This window comes from Paenibacillus polysaccharolyticus (assembly GCF_900102085.1).
Taxonomy (GTDB): Bacteria; Bacillota; Bacilli; order Paenibacillales; family Paenibacillaceae; genus Paenibacillus; species Paenibacillus polysaccharolyticus.
In genome coordinates this window covers 467,108-480,899 of the sequence record NZ_FMVM01000001.1, presented here as the reverse complement: position 1 = coordinate 480,899, position 13,792 = coordinate 467,108, and the positions used below count along the sequence as shown (strand labels likewise).

Genomic DNA, 13,792 nt, shown 5'->3' with positions numbered 1-13,792 from the left:
TTTTTTGATTCCATAGGTACATACGTTGTCAACCGCTGCGCTTGTTTACATATGATAGATGAAAGCGATTGCTCATCAATTGTTTCGATCTAACCGATATGTTGAGTACAGACAACCCCGGGTTGACAAAAGGCGTCCCACTTCGTAACATCGGGACAATACGAAATTAAAGGATATAAAGGCGGTGAGAACGATGCCGGAATGGACTTCTTTTTGTTATGAAGGCAACGATCTTGGCTTAACTTATACCAGTGCTGCGAGTACGTTCAAAGTATGGGCGCCTACAGCACAGCTGGTTAATATATTAGTTTTCGAATATGAGGGAGAGTATAACGATCTTGGCGAAGTGTCCCATCATGAGGATGGTCAGGCATTTGAGATGACACGTGACCCGGACGGGATCTGGCAACGGACTCTTTCGGGCGACTGGGCAGGACACTTTTATATGTATCGCATCGTTCATCATGATCAACGGGTAGAAATAGTAGCGGACCCTTACGCCAGAGCAGTTACAGCCAATGGGCAACGGACGGCGATCATTGATCTGAATATGACTCATCCAGAGGGATGGGATCAAGATGTAAAGCCCGCCTTTGTAAGCCCGGTTGATGCGATCATCTATGAACTGCACGTAAGAGACTTCTCTTCCGATCCTCAGGCCGAACTTCCGTACAAAGGAAAGTATATGGCTTTTACGGCTACCGGGCTTACCGATGAGACAGGCAACCGAATTGGCGTCGATCATTTGGTTGAACTGGGGATTACCCATGTACATCTGCTGCCTGTGGCCGATTACCAGACGGTAAATGAACTCGCAGTAGCGAACACCGATCCAACGGCCAAAGTACCCTATAACTGGGGCTATGATCCGCAACACTATAATGTACCTGAGGGTTCCTATTCGACGAATCCCCGAGATCCTGCTGTTCGTATTCGGGAGTTCAAAGCGATGATTCAGTCCTTGCACCAGCAAGGGATCCGTGTTGTGCTTGATGTCGTGTACAACCATACGTACAGTGTGGAAAAAGGCCCTTTTGAGCGAATCGTGCCAGGTTACTTCTATCGTTATTATGAAGATGGTACACTCAGCAACGGTTCAGGTGTAGGGAATGAACTGGCAACAGAACGTCCTATGGTACGAAAATATATTCTGGATTCCTTACGCTATTGGGCAGAAGAATATCATATTGACGGATTCCGGTTTGATCTGATGGCACTGATTGATCTGGACACGATGAGTGAGCTTACCCGTCAGTTAAAAGAAAAGATAGACCCTACCTTTCTGATCTATGGAGAGCCGTGGATGGGAGGCGACTCTCCGCTGGGTCGTCAAACCCTCAAGGGAACACAGAGAGGCAAAGGATTTGCTGTATTCAATGATCATTTTCGCGGTGCGATTAAAGGAGACAGTGACGGTAGCAGTAGAGGATTCATCACAGGTGCCGGCGGCTTGGAATATGAAATAGGCAAAGGTGTTGCGGGAGCACTGGATGACTTCACCTCATCCCCCGCCGAAACCGTTAATTATGTGACCGCCCATGATAACCTGAATCTCTGGGATAAAATGGCTACCTCGCTCCATCTTCGACATGATCTGGGCTTTCCTGTATGGAAAGACGGACAGCCTGTGGAGGGAGGCAGTGCCGAGTCGGCGGTTAAGGCTGCAGATCCGTATCGATATGTCGATGAAGCAGATGTATTGCATAATGAAATGGTTCGCCGTTCCATTCTTGCATCTGGCATCCTGCTTACTTCACAGGGAATACCGTTTCTACATGCCGGTGATGAGATGTTAAGATCCAAGGCTGGAGATCATAACAGTTATCGAAGCGGTGATGCGGTAAATACGATCACTTGGGCCAATAAAGCCCGATTCAGGCCTGTATTTGACTATTATCGTGGGCTGATCCACTTGCGGCGCACCCATCCGGCGTTCCGTATGATGGAGGCAGAACAGATTCGCAGACATCTCCGCTTCATTCGGATGGATGGAAACGTTGTTGCGTATATGCTTGAACATGGAGCGAACGAAGATTCATGGCATCGGATTATGATTATCTATAACGGTTCGGAGGAATCTCAGACCATACACCTGGATGAGGGTGAGTGGAAGGTTGTTGTGAATCATCATACCGCTGGAACCGACGTGATTGAGACGGTTACGGGGGAGGTTCAGATGGAACGTTGGTCGCTTATGGTTCTGTACGACAAGGAGCTCACGCCCCAGTCAGAACCGGCTGCACTGCAAATCGCTCTTCCGCGCAGGGTATTTGCTCCGCAGGAAACTTCTCAGCTACGAGCAACGGTGAGAGATCATATCGGCAATGTATTGGAAAATGTACCTGTGGTATGGAACTCTTCTGATCCAGACATGGTTCGTATAGAAAAAGATGGCACTATTCGTACATTGAGTCGTGGTGTAGTGTCAATTACGGCAAGCGTCGGTTCGATCACAGCGTCTTGTACCGTTCAGGTCGATATCCGCTACGCTGAGCGAATCGAGATCATAGGTGAACCAGTGCTATATACAACTCGAGTTAGTCGTTTCCGTGCGTTGGTGCTGGATCAATATGGGCAACCCCTTACAGATGCTCATATTCGCTGGAGTTCTGCTCATTCGGATGTAGCTGCTGTAAGCCAAGCGGGAATCGTGAGGGCGCTGACTTCGGGGAAGTCCATGATCATCGCAGAAATAGGCTCCGTTCGTGCGGCATATGCGGTTACGGTTCACAGATACCTGTCACGAACCGTGACCATCTGTTACGAACGCGCTGATGGCTGTTATGACGGCTGGGATGTTTGGGTATGGGGAACGGGTATGGAGGATGGAGCCATTCGCTTGGAGCGGGTAGGCCATGTTGCGAAAGCACGGTTCCGCGTAGCTCCCGGTCTGCATCATCTGGGTTTTGTCATCAGGCTGAATGAGTGGGAGGCCAAGGACACTTGTGGAGATCGCTATGTGGATATCATGCCTGAGGATGGTGATCTGCAGATTAGGGTACAAAGTGGGTCAGATGAAATGCAGATTGTGCGAGAAAATCCTGAAAAGGATGATCTGAATAGTGCATGATGTGTGCTTCTCTGTAATGTTTTGAACAGGTAATTCGTTTCATCACTCCAAGCACTAATCTTACAGTCGGAAGGAATTCCGGCTGTTTTCTTATGCTCCAAAACACATATAATTACAAAAAAAGGATAAAAAACTCCGGGTTTATGTTTTAGATGCCGGATCATTGGGGTAAATATAGATATGGCCCAACATATGGCCTCAGAAAAAAGACCGTTTTGGTCTATGAGAGAAGCCGTAGAGCTTGCCAACAAAACCAAAGTAGGGATCCCTTGAAGGAGGATGTTCAACCATGAAATCCAACGGAAAAATGGCTCAACTTACAGCAACGCCAAGAACTGAAAAGAAAGGTGCAGCATTGCGCCTGTTAAGACAAGGTGGACGAGTTCCTGCCGTAGTATACGGACCGGGACAAGAAGGTGCCGCCATACATGTGGATGAAAAAGAAATGCTGAAAATGGCTCGTACAGGCCGCTCAGAGATGTTTAACCTTAATGTAGAGGGCGGAAAAACCGTTCCTGTACTGATCAAGGATCAGCAGGAGCGTAATGGACGTCTGCTACACGTTGACTTTTTACAAATTTCGAAAAATAAACCGATTAGCGTTAGTGTATCGATTGATTTCCAAGGTACTGCTGCTGGTTCCAAAGCAGGCGGTGTCTTCCAGACGCAAGAAACGCAACTGGAGGTTGAAGGTTTGCCAGCAGATCTGCCAACTTCGATCGAAGTCGACGTCAGTGGTCTGGAAATTGGTGACCGCTTGACAGCAGGCGATATTAAACTGGATAAAGGTTTGACGCTCGTGACATCACCAGATTCTATCGTGGCTTCGGTTATGCCGCCGCAAGCTGTTGAAGAGGAACCAACCGCTTCTGCTGATGAAGCGGCTCCAGAAGCAGAAGAAGGTCAATCTGCAGAAGAATAGGCGAACGCTGGAATTTCAAAAATTCTGCGTAAATCAGGTCCAAGCTCAGTCCACTTCTTGTGGGCTGGGCTTTTTCATATGGATTTAAGGAGCGTATTTGTGGTACAACGTGAGATAGATGAAATCGAAAAGAAAGCAGGTTTGCCCTATGTTTGACCCCACGATATACGATAATTTAAAAGTAGCTTTCGAGAATTACCTCTATGACCTGGACAATCTGGATGAGAGCATTCACATTACCCATCGCAGGGATCAATTAGAAATGGCAAGCATGTCCCGGGAATTCACCTTGCGGTTCTGCCTGAGAGATCATGCTGCTGTGACTGCTGAAGTGGTACTGAAAAGTTCGCTACAGGCTATAGCCGCAGAGATTCTGGAGACCCCAGGTAGCCATCCCGGCTGCGAACTGGAGCTTCGCTTTGCGTGGGTAAACAAAGAACCGGAGACACGTTGTCACGACATCCAGGTGGTCTTGCAGGAAAATTGGCCCGATCAGCGGATAGTTCAGCATATCCACTATCTTTTTGGAGAAGCTCCGGTCTCATTTAACGTTTCTGCAAGTGTCTATTTTGATCGGCAAGTGAACGAGGAGCAGATGCATGATATTCCAGTGTTATGCGATTGTATGGTTCACGTGCTGAACAAGTTGAAAGAAATCAACTAATAAAAATATACAAATAAAACTTTTTGAAGCCTTGTCTCTTCTAGAGATCAGGGCTTTTTTTGTATTTTTTTTAGATATTTGTATAGGCTTTCAGGCTTAGGAAAATCAGATTTCGGGTTATTAATTTACGCAAGCAAGTAAGAGAATGTATATTTAGAGAGGGGAAAAGTGCAATTGGACTATAAATAAAAGGTGAAATTGCGAAAATTTATTTGGGACTAAAGATTTAGATGTGAACTAAAGGAACTAGTTTTCCTTGCCGATAAAATATCGAAGGGGAGAAACTACATGACAGAGAAATTAATTCGTCTGCTGCGTATACTTCAGGCTATACAAGCTAATCCCGGAATATCTGCAAAGGAATTGGCGCTGAAATGTGGTACAACGGTGCGCACAATTTACCGCGATCTCCGGATTTTGGACAGGGTTGCTCCCATAATGAACGAAGGATATGGAAAGGGTTATCGATTTATCGGTGAGTTTGCCATGTATCCTTTAGATTTTACCGAACAAGAGGCCATGCTATTCTGTATGCTTCCGGCCTTAGTCGATACATCTAAATTACCTGCTGAATTTGACTCAGCATATGATAAGGTTATATCGGCACATACCAAACTAAAAACAAGGAACAGTGAAATTGTGGAAAATATTGCAGGGATTATTCGGATGGGGATACCTGCTTACCGTGAAGAAGGAAAGGATCCAAACTTGTTAATTCCCATTATCGAAGCGATTTTAGATGGACGGACGATTCAGGCGCAATATCATACGCTCACCAATAACGAGATTACGGTTAGGCAAATAGACCCTTATTATCTCGTACCGCGTGATCAACGTTTTTATCTGATTGGATACTGTCATCTACAGCAGAAAGTTCGATTGTTTCGCATTAGCCGCTTCCTGGATGTAACACGAACCAATGTTGCATTTGATATGGGTGACTTCAATATCACTCAGTATATGAAGAATACTTGGTCTGTTGACCGAGGGGACGAACATATTCATTTTAAGGTAAGATTCTCCGAAAAGGTGGCCCCTTACATAAAAGAAGAAGAGATGTTTGTTCGTCCACGAATGACAGATCTTATGGATGGTGGTTTGTTATTTGAAGTAACACTGAATAGCAGTCGCGAATTTTTGCAATGGTTATATCAGTTCGGTGCTGAGGCCGAGGTACTTGAACCTCGCGAGTATCGGAGAGAGATTCGCAAACAACTTTTGGAATGGTTGGAGCACTATAAAGATGAAGAGGCTTTATAGCCATAAGCCAAGGAATATCTGTAAAAAGGAGCATTCGTATGAGTAACAAAATTTTTGCCGCTTTGATGGGCATGGAAAACTATCATGGAGCACAGGCTCTGCATGTGGGGGATACACTGTATCTTGTAAAGGACCCAGATAATCGCTTGGATCATCAAGCCATTAAAGTGGTTATCCCCCCAATAGGGGAGGTGGGGTATATCGTAAACCATGCTGCTATGGTACCTCATGGATGCTGGACTGGTGCGGGATTCTACGATGTCTTCTACCAACAAACTTGTGCAAAAGTAAGATTTATGATGAAGGATATGGTAATTATTGAACTGATCGAAATCATGCATGTACCTGTATCTCAGATGGACTCTATTATTACGGAATGGCAGTTCCGTGAGAAAGCCTGATCAAGAAAAAAGGCTCATGAACGGATGAGCCTTGTGTAAGCTGCCTCCAAGTAGAGAGCGGTTCTTGACCAACTGAAATGAGAACTTGCTGTTTCGCGGCCACTTCTTCCCATGGATTGCACAAGATCAGGTCGTGTGGCCAATTGACGCAAGGATGAAGCAAACTGCTGAGGGTGCTTATACTCTGATATCAAGTATCCGTTCATTCCCGAATGGATAATCTCCCTTATACCCCCATTATCCGAAGCGATGACAGGAATGCCGGAGGCCATAGCTTCTACATTCACCAAGCCAAAGGCCTCGTGGTTCTGTGAAGGACAGACCAGGCAGTCTACACTTCGATAGAGCTGATCAATCTGTTCATGATTCATCTGCCCTAAAAAGGCGGCATGAACGTTATGTTTTTGTGTCAGTTTACGTAATGAGCGTACATACTTTGGAGGGCCCTTACCTGCAATGACCAGCTGGACAGGTACTTGCTTTTGTGCTAAAGCAATAGCACGAATTAGAATATCGACCCCTTTGCCAGGGATGACTCTGCCTGCATACAGGACTGTGAAACGTTCAGTAATTCCAAACTTCTCTCGCAAGTGAAGCCGTTCTTCATTGCTGGCAACGGGTCGGAAACGGTCAAGATCAGTACCTAGCGGAACGACATTTAACCGTTTCGTTACAGGAGGGAAACGGCGGCTGAGTCTACGCTTCAATGATTGGCTGTTCACGGCAATACAATCCGCTTTTTTCAGACTAGACAGTTTCCGAGGTCCGGGTTGAACGAATGTAAGTGAGTGGAGATAGAGGATAACAGGTGTTTGCGGAAAGGCTTGTTTAATGGTAGCCATGCTGTGAGGTCTGTTATCCACTTGAATAACATCAACATCGAGTGTACGAAGCAAACGAATAACTGACCGGGTATAATCTACAATACTGGATGCAAAGATTCGCTGAATCGTTATCTGTCCGATCTGTTGAAGTGCCGGCAGCCCTTTAATTTGACGACTTACAACGGTTACCTGATGACGGCGGGCAAGTTCGTGTGCGATACCTAATATACAGATTTCCACGGAACCATTGCCAGGCAGTGGTAACTTCTCTGGTGCAACCAGAACGATCTTCATGAATCCACTCCTCCTTGTCCGACATGTTCATGACACATTTCATGCATTGTATGTTAGAGGTGGATATTTGGCTCCTGTGAGACGTATATTGGATCATGCAAATGACATGGAATATAATACAGCCTGGCTGGATGCAAATCGACACTGCTTTTGTGATATACTGTACAGGGTTCAACTAGCGTGTATTGCATAGAAGCAGGAGGAAGATGATGTTACGTTCAATGCTGGGTCGTTTCCGGCTAATGTTATGGTTACAGGGGATTTCATATATTTTACTGTTGTTCGTTGCGTTTCCCCTTCGGGATGCAGGAGTTATGCCTCAAGCGGTGACTTGGTTCGGAAACTTGTATGGTTTTTTGTTTCTGATGCATCTCTTGTTTATGGTATCTTTATACACAACTCAGAAGTGGCGTTTGCGCCGTCCCATTGCGCTATTCTTCATTTCGTTTATACCGCTGGGCAATATGATTTATGATTTTTTTGTTTTTCGAAAATTGGCCCTTAACACTGAAAATAAAGCTTGACTTTATTTTATGTTATGAAATATGATGTATACAGGTTATTCACCGGTCTCAACTAAAACTACATATTCCTGTTAAAGGGGAGTAGCTTTTACAGTAAAGTCGTCAATTCGGGATCACATCCCCGGCTTTATTGGCAGCATTTTGTTGTTAGCGAGACCTTTACCAAGTTTTTATGCTCGGTAAAGGTCTCTTTTTGTGGTTATAAAAGGATCTTTACCAGCGATGGTAAAGATCCTTTTTTTTGTACATCATAAGCATATTAAGGAGGAGTCAATGTTGGATGCAGCACTGTTATTAGAATATGGGTGGGTACTTTTAGTCCTTGTTGTCCTTGAAGGATTACTGGCAGCAGATAATGCTTTGGTACTCGCAATTATGGTAAAACATTTACCTGAGGAAAAGCGTAAAAAAGCATTGTTTTATGGTTTGATGGGGGCGTTTGTTTTCCGTCTGGGGTCGCTATTCCTAATCTCATTCCTTGTGGATGTGTGGCAGGTTCAAGCGATCGGGGCATTGTACCTTCTGTACATTTCGATAAACCATATCGTCAAAAAGATATTGAGTGGTCGAAATAAAACAGACGAGGCAGCTGACGATGCACCAAAAAAACCAAAGAAACAATCTGGATTCTGGATGACTGTATTTAAGGTTGAAGTCGCAGATATTGCTTTTGCAGTAGATTCAATCTTAGCAGCTGTTGCTTTGGCGGTTGCGTTGCCACCAAGCGGCTTGCCGCCAATTGGCGGCTTGGATGGTGGACAGTTCATTGTCATCTTCCTCGGCGGTTTTATCGGGCTCGTTATCATGCGTTTTGCAGCATCGTTTTTCGTGAAATTGCTTCATTCGCGTCCGGGTCTAGAAGTTGCTGCTTTTGTAATCGTAGGTTGGGTAGGGGTTAAGCTGTCCGTAATTACATTGGCGCACCCTTCCTTAGGCGTACTGGATGAGCATTTCCCGGAAAATAAAATATGGAAAATCGGTTTTTATGTTGTACTGATCACGATTGCGGTATGTGGATGGTTCCTTTCATCCAAAGTACCTGAGAAGGAAGATGAGAATCCTGTGGAAGAATTGCAAGAACAGGCTAAACTCTAAGGTCATGATCATGAGAATGTTGTTTGCCTGATGAATATGACAGAAACAGCGGTGAATAACCTAATAAACTGATGAAAAAGAGGAGGATGTCCCCGGACAACCTCCTCTTTTTCATCATTCGTTAGAATATAAGAATGCATTAATTTCCAAGAAAAGGGTTGACATTTGAAAAGATGTGCTATTAATATATACATATCAATGATGAAGGGAGGCCGAGAGACATGACGTTAGGTTATGAATTGAATCTAGGACACAGAAGCATCGACACAATTGTATATCCGGCTCATCGTCTTTTTGGCCTCATACGGTCGACATAAAGAACGGGCATATTGTTTATAGAATACAGCGTGTAGCGCTATAGGCAATGTGTGTTCTTCGCGGTATCCAGCGATGGATAACAGGTGCAAACTCATTTGTGCTGTTATCCGTTATTGTCATGTAGTAGAAGCCATGGACGATCAGTCCATGGCTTTTTTATGTATTTTTTACAAAACAACACGCGGCAAACTATATTTGCTGAACGGAACAGGAAGGAATTACAATCATTTATGAATAACGAAATGAACAATGTTGGAAATTTTAGCAACATGACTGAGGGTTATCGCCATCAAGTGAAATTACCAGCGGGAGAACTTACCGTATATGCGGCACAGCAATTATTTTCTTCTCTGGACTACAAAGTATTCGAGATGGCTAACAATAATCTGCAGATTCCGGATATCTCTTATATGGGTTATACTCCGGACGTGCATGTCGGTGTAGGAACATGTATTGGGACGACGGCGGTATGGGAGGCACAGAGTGGATATGTATCACCTTCGATCGTGGGTAGTGATATCGGCTGTGGCATGCGAGTTCATCTGACCAATCTGCATAAGGATGATCTGAAAGATGTAAAGCTGCGCCGCAAATTGGTTAAAGCGATCGAAAAAGTGTTACCGATGGAAGCCAGCCAGCGAGGCCATTTTTCCGATATAAGATTAGAGCATATTGTGAAAAAAGGACTACACGGACTGCCGAAAAAATATATTCCGGATAGCTATACACCGAAAAAGTCGACTTCACTGACGCATGTGGAGAGCAGTAAGTTTACGTATGACGAGAATGTACTGAATCTTGTTCCGGATATGACCTGGCACCGTTCGCATCGTCAATTGGGGACGCTGGGGGGAGGGAACCATTTTGCCGAGATTCAGGCGATTGAGATTGCTGAGGAAAATCGCGAAGTAGCTGAGGCTTGGGGGCTTTATGATGGACAGATTGCTGTTATGATTCACTCTGGTTCCCGCGCTTGGGGCGGATATGTTAGCCAGACAAGTTCGACAGCGATTGCCAAAGTCATGCAGCGGCTGGGCCTTGGAACTTCCGATCCCCGATTGGTATTTGCCCCGCTGGAGCATGCGGAAGGCCGCCATTACGTCAACATGATGTATTCCGCATTGAATTATGCCGTAGTGAATCGCCATCTCATCGCTTATGCAATCCGGGAAGCATTCCGGGATGTATTCGGGTCAAAATGCGAATTTCGTACACTGTACGACCTAATGCATAACTATGCTTGGGAGGAATCCCATGCAGAGCGTGGTTCGGTGTTTGTACACAGGAAAGGGGCAACACGGGCATTGCCTGCAGGCCACCAGGATAATCCAAAACCTTACATGGCTACAGGCCATCCAGCTCTGATTCCTGGCTCGATGGGGACGGCCTCGTATATCATGGTCGGTCAGCCAGAAGGCTCAGACAACTATTATTCGATATGTCATGGTGCGGGCCGTGTACGGTCACGTACTGCAACGAAACGTTTGGTGACGGTTGAAGATTTTGCTACAGCTCTTGGCGTAGGAACGGCGGACGAGATCGTTGTGAACCAGCGATCCTTGGAATCCATTATTGATGAATCACCTCAGGCGTATAAAAACGTTGATGAAATTATAGATAGTGTTACCGGCGCCGGACTGGCTCAAGTGGTAGCCAAATGTAAACCGCTTGCTGCGGTAAAGGGAGCGAAATGATGAACGATAACGATAAACAGATGAATCCAATGAACGAAACAAAAGCCATCTATTCCTACGACGAGCAGCATGATACACGTATCCGGGTTGAAGGATACGCGGTCTATTCAAGACTGATTCGGGGAATAGGTGAGGCACTGCTAAAGCGTTACGGCGTTGAATACAAGTTGTATTCAAGTTCTGATCCGAACAACGAATATTGGGAACTGTTGCGGGAAGACTTGCAGAACGGAAGTGACGAGGTCGAGCTTGTTGCTCGTATCTTTGAGGATCTCGAGCTTCAGACTCTTCATTATGATGATGATGGAGATGTTCCAACATATGGTGTGCATTATTCCATCCGCAACAACGTATTTGATTATCCCAAATGGGGCGTAGCTTTGGTACGGGTACCTTTTTTCCGAGAGAACGGGATCTATAGTGAAGACTTTGTGTTCGCTGTAGGGGATGAAGAGATGAAGCATTTCCTGGGAAGTGTAAGAGAACGCGAACGTCAGCAAAATATGAAAAAAGTAACGGTTTATACGGATGCCCGCAATGGCAGTGACCGTCATGTAGAGTCCATAACTCGTTCGGTGAGCCGAGAAGATGTAGTTCTCTCCGCACAGATCAAACAGGATATTTTCCGCTCGCTAGATCAGTTCTTTGAAGCGGATCGTTCCTTTTACCGGGACTATGACATCCCTTACAAACGCGGTATTCTGCTCTATGGGCATCCAGGGAACGGAAAAACAACGCTGGTGAAATCGATAGCAGGCAGTATTCCTGGACCGGCAGCTTATTGGCAAATTACGGAGTACACCAACAGCGAGTCTGTGCGTGAAGTGTTTGATGCAGCCAAACGACTGGCACCGATGGTGCTGATCATTGAAGATATCGACTCGATGCCGGATGAAGTTCGTTCCTTTTTCCTGAATACACTGGATGGTGCGACATCCAAAGAAGGGATTTTCTTGATCGGTACGACAAACTATCCGGAAAAAATCGATCCAGGTCTCATGAACCGTGCCGGACGATTCGACCGAGCCTATGAGATTCCACTGCCTGATGAAGCTTTACGCTTGCAATATTTGCGGCAACGTGGGTTTAGCGTGTTTGCAGGTGAAGAAGGGACGATCGAAGCGGCCCGCTTGACAGATACGTTCTCGCTTGCCCAACTCGGCGAATTGTATGTCAGCGTTGCGCTGGAGTGGCATCAAAACGGGCGAACCGATATTGTTCAGGTCATTCAGTCCATGCGGGGAGAACTGGACAAAAGTCATAAACATAATTGGCTTGCACAACCGGGCAAGGGTCGGGCTGGATTTTATTGATCTGTTATATGAGTCTTGTTTTCTGATCTAATACGTTGACTGATACCATTCTGATGGACTATAAAGTTTGGAGTATAAATGGTTCTGAGCCATAAATATAAATTCACCTTTACTGGGTATACTAACCTTGTCTTTGGTAACATACAATGACTCTCGGGAGGTACATATCGCAGCCATGTGCTGATGAGATGCCGGAAACTGACACGGCCTGTTGTCATGCCCTCGCAGAGCACCTGTTAGCAGAGAAAGAAGCATTTTGGACAATGGTAATATGCAACAATTTTTATGCCAGTTGTTTAAATGCCTTCGGAGCGGTTAATAGTAGTCAGACGCAACAAAATTTATAAAATAGAGGTGAATGATATGGGTTGGTTATGGTCATTAATTATCGGTGGTATCATTGGTTGGCTCGCAGGTCTGATTGTTGGTCGTGACATCCCAGGCGGTATTATTGGTAATATCGTTGCTGGTTTTATCGGTGGATGGTTAGGTGGAGTCATTCTTGGAGACATGGGTCCTGAGATGGGCGGATTCCACATTGTACCGGCATTGATTGGTGCGATTGTGCTTGTAGCGATTGTCAGCTTGATCTTCCGTTCGATGGGACGCAGCCGCGGGTAAACTAGAGCGAGCGATGTTCCTGATTAAGAAGTTATGGTGCAGCTGAAAGCTGTATGAACCATATCAATATGAATGCTTCCATGCGAAGCTGAATGAAGAGGTTGATGAAGAGCCATTGCGGTGGCTTTCCATCAACCTCTTGTTGTTTTACAATGTAGGAATATGAATGCGTGTCTGAGCTAATGCTTTCATGATATTGTTTTGAACCAGAGGAGTTGAATGGGATGGAAAAAGCAACGTTTGCTGGCGGATGTTTCTGGTGTATGGTTACCCCGTTTGAGGAACAACCAGGCATCCACGGTATCGTATCAGGTTATACAGGTGGCCATGTCGAAAATCCGACCTATGAGCAGGTGAAGACTGGGGAAACAGGGCACGTGGAAGTCGTGGAGATTACATTTGATCCAGATGTATTCCCTTACGAGCGCTTATTAGAATTATACTGGCCTCAGATTGACCCCACGGATGATGGAGGACAGTTTCAGGATCGAGGATCGCAGTATCGTACCGCCATCTTTGTACACAATGAACGCCAGCGGCAGCTTGCCGAGCAATCCAAACAGGAACTCGCGGTCAGTGGGCGGTTCAATCAGCCCATCGTGACCGAGATTCGGGATGCTGTTACTTTTTACCCGGCAGAGGATTACCACCAGGACTATCACAAGAAAAACGAGAAGCATTACAAGGAAGACCGGGCACTGTCCGGTAGGGACGAATTCATTAACGAGAATTGGAAATAAAAGAAGCCGGAGAGCACCGCGAGGAGCTGTTCCGGCTTTTTCTTGACTAAAG

12 protein-coding genes are annotated in these 13,792 nt (G+C 45.6%); 11 read left to right on the top strand and 1 reads right to left on the bottom strand.

All coding sequences use genetic code 11. The features are described from left to right. Positions 1–193: 193 nt before the first annotated feature. The 5 genes from pulA (at position 194) to BLQ13_RS02040 (ending at position 6,317) form a co-directional block, all read left to right on the top strand. Positions 194–3,070: a type I pullulanase gene (gene pulA, locus BLQ13_RS02060; RefSeq protein WP_090915449.1), complete on the top strand. Its 2,877-nt coding sequence runs from the start codon at positions 194–196 to the stop codon at positions 3,068–3,070. A 289-nt stretch (positions 3,071–3,359) separates the two neighbouring features. Then, positions 3,360–3,992, top strand: coding sequence for a 50S ribosomal protein L25 (locus tag BLQ13_RS02055; protein WP_090915447.1), 633 nt, complete (start codon positions 3,360–3,362; stop codon positions 3,990–3,992). A gap of 148 nt (positions 3,993–4,140) precedes the next feature. After that, positions 4,141–4,656, top strand: a complete 516-nt coding sequence (locus BLQ13_RS02050) for a hypothetical protein (protein WP_090915446.1) — start codon at positions 4,141–4,143, stop codon at positions 4,654–4,656. Between the two features lie 288 nt (positions 4,657–4,944). Continuing rightward, positions 4,945–5,916, top strand: coding sequence for a helix-turn-helix transcriptional regulator (locus BLQ13_RS02045; protein ID WP_090915444.1), 972 nt, complete (start codon positions 4,945–4,947; stop codon positions 5,914–5,916). A gap of 38 nt (positions 5,917–5,954) precedes the next feature. After that, positions 5,955–6,317 (top strand): HIRAN domain-containing protein, encoded by a 363-nt coding sequence (locus BLQ13_RS02040; RefSeq protein ID WP_090915442.1) that lies wholly within the window; start codon positions 5,955–5,957, stop codon positions 6,315–6,317. Positions 6,318–6,331: 14 nt separating this feature from the next. On the opposite strand, the gene BLQ13_RS02035 is transcribed toward BLQ13_RS02040, so the two are convergent. Then, positions 6,332–7,435, bottom strand: coding sequence for a glycosyltransferase family 4 protein (locus BLQ13_RS02035; RefSeq protein ID WP_090915440.1), 1,104 nt, complete (start codon positions 7,433–7,435; stop codon positions 6,332–6,334). A gap of 206 nt (positions 7,436–7,641) precedes the next feature. On the opposite strand from BLQ13_RS02035, the gene BLQ13_RS02030 reads away from it, so the two are divergent. The 6 genes from BLQ13_RS02030 to msrA all read left to right on the top strand — a co-directional run bounded on the left by BLQ13_RS02030 (position 7,642) and on the right by msrA (position 13,740). Further along, positions 7,642–7,959, top strand: coding sequence for a DUF3817 domain-containing protein (locus tag BLQ13_RS02030; RefSeq protein ID WP_244159179.1), 318 nt, complete (start codon positions 7,642–7,644; stop codon positions 7,957–7,959). A gap of 273 nt (positions 7,960–8,232) precedes the next feature. Continuing rightward, positions 8,233–9,054 (top strand): TerC family protein, encoded by an 822-nt coding sequence (locus BLQ13_RS02025; RefSeq protein WP_420848890.1) that lies wholly within the window; start codon positions 8,233–8,235, stop codon positions 9,052–9,054. A 560-nt stretch (positions 9,055–9,614) separates the two neighbouring features. After that, positions 9,615–11,066 (top strand): RtcB family protein, encoded by a 1,452-nt coding sequence (locus tag BLQ13_RS02020; protein WP_090915704.1) that lies wholly within the window; start codon positions 9,615–9,617, stop codon positions 11,064–11,066. Beyond that, positions 11,066–12,379: an AAA family ATPase gene (locus BLQ13_RS02015; protein WP_420848893.1), complete on the top strand. Its 1,314-nt coding sequence runs from the start codon at positions 11,066–11,068 to the stop codon at positions 12,377–12,379. The genes BLQ13_RS02020 and BLQ13_RS02015 overlap by 1 nt, the downstream gene beginning before the upstream one ends. A 363-nt stretch (positions 12,380–12,742) precedes the next feature. Next, positions 12,743–13,000, top strand: coding sequence for a GlsB/YeaQ/YmgE family stress response membrane protein (locus BLQ13_RS02010; RefSeq protein ID WP_090915436.1), 258 nt, complete (start codon positions 12,743–12,745; stop codon positions 12,998–13,000). 224 nt (positions 13,001–13,224) lie between these two features. Next, entirely contained in the window at positions 13,225–13,740 is a 516-nt protein-coding gene (gene msrA, locus BLQ13_RS02005; RefSeq protein WP_090915434.1) for a peptide-methionine (S)-S-oxide reductase MsrA, read from the top strand. The last annotated feature ends 52 nt before the right edge of the window (positions 13,741–13,792 follow it).

Excerpts from the sequence above, each read along its gene's own strand:
- BLQ13_RS02015 (WP_420848893.1), top strand. The coding sequence starts at position 11,066 with ATGAACGATAACGATAAACAGATGAATCCAATGAACGAAACAAAAGCC.
- BLQ13_RS02020 (WP_090915704.1), top strand. The coding sequence starts at position 9,615 with ATGAACAATGTTGGAAATTTTAGCAACATGACTGAGGGTTATCGCCAT.
- BLQ13_RS02040 (WP_090915442.1), top strand. The coding sequence starts at position 5,955 with ATGAGTAACAAAATTTTTGCCGCTTTGATGGGCATGGAAAACTATCAT.
- BLQ13_RS02050 (WP_090915446.1), top strand. The coding sequence starts at position 4,141 with ATGTTTGACCCCACGATATACGATAATTTAAAAGTAGCTTTCGAGAAT.
- BLQ13_RS02025 (WP_420848890.1), top strand. The coding sequence starts at position 8,233 with ATGTTGGATGCAGCACTGTTATTAGAATATGGGTGGGTACTTTTAGTC.
- BLQ13_RS02010 (WP_090915436.1), top strand. The coding sequence starts at position 12,743 with ATGGGTTGGTTATGGTCATTAATTATCGGTGGTATCATTGGTTGGCTC.
- BLQ13_RS02030 (WP_244159179.1), top strand. The coding sequence starts at position 7,642 with ATGATGTTACGTTCAATGCTGGGTCGTTTCCGGCTAATGTTATGGTTA.
- msrA (WP_090915434.1), top strand. The coding sequence starts at position 13,225 with ATGGAAAAAGCAACGTTTGCTGGCGGATGTTTCTGGTGTATGGTTACC.
- BLQ13_RS02035 (WP_090915440.1), bottom strand. The coding sequence starts at position 7,435 with ATGAAGATCGTTCTGGTTGCACCAGAGAAGTTACCACTGCCTGGCAAT.
- BLQ13_RS02045 (WP_090915444.1), top strand. The coding sequence starts at position 4,945 with ATGACAGAGAAATTAATTCGTCTGCTGCGTATACTTCAGGCTATACAA.
- pulA (WP_090915449.1), top strand. The coding sequence starts at position 194 with ATGCCGGAATGGACTTCTTTTTGTTATGAAGGCAACGATCTTGGCTTA.
- BLQ13_RS02055 (WP_090915447.1), top strand. The coding sequence starts at position 3,360 with ATGAAATCCAACGGAAAAATGGCTCAACTTACAGCAACGCCAAGAACT.